A 4,095-nucleotide genomic window follows, 5' to 3' on the forward strand; every position below is an offset into this window, starting at 1 on the left:
CTTACCGCTCATGGGCACCTCTCTTTAAGTCATCTTAAATGACTCTGAGGTGTCTGTTAAACCCGTGGCGATTCAGACCCACTGGGACGGCAGAAAAAGAAAGAGACGATGATTTTCCCTCGCTACCATCAGTGGGCAGTGGTGCAGAAGCTACTCAGCACTGTTCAACTCGAAGGGCCTGGGCAGAAATACCTTATCCAGCACTCGGCAGGTTCAGGTAAATCCAACTCCATTGCCTGGCTGACACACCAGCTCGCCTCACTCAGTCAGGGCGGAGATAAACTGTTTGATTCGGTTATCGTGGTTACAGACCGTACAGTACTGGACAGCCAGCTCCAGGAGACAATCGGTCAGTTCGACCATGCCTCCGGTGTAGTGAGCCGCATTAATAGTGATGAAGGGGATGGCAGCAAGTCCTCGCAACTCACTGAAGCTCTGGCAAAAGGCACTCCGATCATCATCGTCACTATCCAGACCTTCCCGCATGTACTGAAGGCTATTCAGGAATCCACGACACTTAAAAGCTCACGCTTTGCGGTTGTCGCTGATGAAGCCCATTCCAGTCAAAGTGGCAGTACTGCCCGGCAGTTACGTGAAGTTCTTATGGCTGAGCAGGTGGAAGAGGAAATGTCAGCAGAGGACATGATGAACCTGACGCTGGCAGCTCGCGGCGGTAGTACCAATATCAGCTTTTTTGCTTTCACGGCTACACCTAAAGGTAAAACACTCGAACTGTTTGGTCGTCCTGATAAGCCCAATATGCCGCTTGGCCCCGAGAACAAACCCAAACCTTTTCACGTGTATTCCATGCGACAGGCCATCGAAGAGGGCTTCATTCTCGATGTGCTGAAGAACTACACCAACTATTCACTCGCCTATAAGCTCGCCATGCAGACCGAAACTGACAGCGAGGTGGATTCTAAAAAAGCCCGTACCCGTTTGTCTAAGTGGGTACGCCTACATCCGCATAATATCGGACAGAAAGTCGCAATCATTGTTGAGCACTTCCGTTCCAATATCATGAACCTGCTGGCAGGCCAGGCAAAAGCAATGATTGTCACCAGCAGCCGCCTTGAAGCTGTCCGGTACAAACTGGCTTTCGATAAGTACGTAAAAGAACAGGGATACGGGGCAATTCAGGCGATGGTGGCTTTCTCAGGTGATGTAGAGGAAGAAGACCAGACATTCAATGAACGAAACATGAACCCTGATTTGCATGGACGCGATATGCGAAAAGCATTTGATACCCAGGACTATCAGGTGATGCTAGTGGCAAACAAATTCCAGACGGGATTTGACCAGCCGAAACTCTGTGCCATGTATGTCGATAAGAAACTCACTGGTGTTGACTGTATTCAGACTCTTTCTCGATTGAACCGCACATATCCGGGTAAGGACAGTACTTATGTCCTGGATTTTGTAAATGATCCTCAGGATGTACTTGAAGAGTTTCAGAAGTACTTCGAGACGGCGAAGCTCGAAACTGTTTCTGACCCAAATCTGGTTTATGACCTTTTTCATAAGCTCAAAGGGACAGGCATTTTTACCTGGAGTGAGGTCGAGTCATTCACTGATGCGTACTTTGACCCTAAGCGTGGGGGGGAGTCTTTACCCGGGTACATTAAACCCGCCGTGGATCGGTTCAGTAAACGCTACAAGCTCGCCAGTGAAGCGATACGTGAATCCCGCAGGATGCTCAAAGTCATTGAGCTCGAAGGTGGTTCAAAAACCGATAAAGTGAATGCCGAACGACGTGTAACCGAAGCCGCTGAAGCTAGGGCTGAACTGGATTTGGTCAAGAAGGACCTGAACAGCTATATCCGGTTCTACGAGTTTGTGTCTCAGATCACGTCATTTGATGACCAGAACCTGGAACGCCTCTGTGTATTCGCCCGTCACCTGTTACCAATGCTTCGACAGGAAGTGCTTGAAGAAGATGAAATTGATCTCTCTGCTGTGATGCTGAGTCATTACAGCCTCCGTGCCAAGCGAACTCAGGACCTCAAACTGAAAGAAGATGCCCAGGGCTATGGCCTACAGGGCATATCGGCAGTGGGTAGTGCGAAAGCCCGTGAGGAAAAGAAAGACTTTCTCTCACATATTCTGGAACAACTTAACGATCTGTTCGGTACAGAAGTTACCGATGGTGACAAGCTGGACTGGTTGCAGGGTATGGCGAGTAAAATTTCTGAGAATCAGCCTTTAATGGAGCAGGTACGCAACAACTCCCGCGATGCCATTATGCTGGGGGACTTCCCGAAAGCTGTCGATGCTGCCGTTATAGAACGCATGGATACACAGAACGGAATGTCGCTGGACTATCTATCCCGACCGGATGCGGCTAACCGAATTCAGAGCCTGTTGCTGGATCTACTGCTCAAGGGGTTGCAAACCGGACCGTAACGTAATGAGTGATTATGCTTAGAAAGGCCTTCCCCACACAGGGAAGGCCTTTTTTATAACACTCTTCCCCCGCGAAACCCTGCTTGAAGCTTGGCGATACGATGTCCCTTACGCTGTCAGTACTGATAGTATCTATTGTAACACTGCCAAGCAGTTCATCCCGTCTCATCCCCCTGCTTTAACCTGCTGCATCCTCATCGATACTATGCCCTTACGCTGGCAGTACTGGTTCAGTACTGAATATTTCCGTCCACGCGATGAGTGATTCAGGTTATGTATGGTAAAATCATGTAGAAATCATGTACAACAAACTAGCTATGCAAGTCTGCTGATGATTATAACTTATTGATATTTTAGGTTACTTGCCAAATCTTGAGTGCGAGAATTCAGTACTGACCACTTTAGAAGATGAGTAGCCAGTACTGGAAGATGAGTAATTCCTTTTCCCTCTCCCCTCAGGGGAGAGGATTAGGATGCAGGGCAAAGACTGCACAATGCCCTATACTCTCTTGAACCCGTATGAATTAACGGCGATAATTCGCCCCAATAAGCGATTAACGAATCAATCCCTTCCTCGTCGGGTTTAACGACGCGGAGGGGATTTTTTTTCATCATTTTTTAATGCATCGACTCTAAACGAGGTCAGGACATGAGCACTTTAGGTCATCAGTACGATAACTCTCTGGTATCTAACGCGTTTGGTTTTTTACGCCTTCCAATGAACTTCCAGCCGTATGACAGCGACGCAGACTGGGTGATCACCGGCGTTCCATTTGATATGGCCACCTCTGGCCGCGCGGGTGGGCGTCACGGCCCGGCTGCCATTCGTCAGGTGTCGACAAACCTGGCCTGGGAGCACAACCGCTTCCCGTGGAACTTCGACATGCGCGAGCGCCTGAATGTGGTGGACTGCGGTGACCTGGTTTATGCCTTCGGTGATGCGCGTGAAATGAGTGAAAAACTGCAGGCGCACGCTGAGAAACTGCTGGCCGCCGGCAAGCGTATGCTCTCTTTCGGTGGTGACCACTTTGTCACTCTGCCACTGCTGCGCGCTCACGCGAAGCACTTCGGTAAAATGGCACTGGTGCACTTCGATGCACATACCGACACTTATGCGAATGGCTGTGAATTCGACCACGGTACGATGTTCTTTACTGCGCCAAAAGAAGGGCTGATCGATCCTAACCACTCTGTGCAAATTGGGATCCGTACCGAGTTTGACAAAGATAACGGCTTCACCGTACTGGACGCATGTCAGGTGAACGATCGTGGTGTGGACGATATTATTGCTCAGGTGAAGCAGATTGTTGGCGATATGCCTGTTTACCTGACCTTCGACATCGACTGCCTTGATCCTGCGTTTGCACCGGGTACGGGTACGCCAGTGATCGGTGGACTGACTTCCGATCGCGCGATCAAGTTGGTTCGTGGTCTGAAAGATCTGAACATCGTGGGAATGGATGTGGTGGAAGTCGCTCCGGCTTACGACCAGTCTGAAATTACCGCCCTGGCTGCAGCGACCCTGGCGCTGGAAATGCTCTATATCCAGGCTGCGAAAAAGGGCGAATAAGCTTAAAGGCAGAACAGAGCGAGCCCTCTCCAGTGGAGAGGGCTTTTTGTGCACAGAAAACCCCCAGCTAGGCTGGGGGTTCCGGAAAGCTTTCAGCTTTAAGCCAGTTATTAAAACCCCTT

Annotated in this window: 2 protein-coding genes; both read left to right on the top strand. The window is 49.8% G+C overall.

Annotation, left to right across the window (positions count from 1 at the left end):
- The first annotated feature begins 108 nt into the window (after positions 1-108).
- Positions 109-2,403, top strand: coding sequence for a type I restriction endonuclease subunit R (locus GF617_RS26465; RefSeq protein WP_239006641.1), 2,295 nt, complete (start codon positions 109-111; stop codon positions 2,401-2,403).
- Between the two features lie 649 nt (positions 2,404-3,052).
- Entirely contained in the window at positions 3,053-3,973 is a 921-nt protein-coding gene (gene speB / locus GF617_RS26470) for an agmatinase (RefSeq protein WP_058608614.1), read from the top strand.
- The last annotated feature ends 122 nt before the right edge of the window (positions 3,974-4,095 follow it).

The sequence above is a fragment of the Lelliottia sp. RWM.1 genome, assembly GCF_016859735.1.
Taxonomy (GTDB): Bacteria; Pseudomonadota; Gammaproteobacteria; order Enterobacterales; family Enterobacteriaceae; genus Enterobacter.

Bases quoted from the DNA above. Each gene is read 5' to 3' on its own strand.
- GF617_RS26465 (WP_239006641.1), top strand. From the start codon at position 109: ATGATTTTCCCTCGCTACCATCAGTGGGCAGTGGTGCAGAAGCTACTC.
- speB (WP_058608614.1), top strand. From the start codon at position 3,053: ATGAGCACTTTAGGTCATCAGTACGATAACTCTCTGGTATCTAACGCG.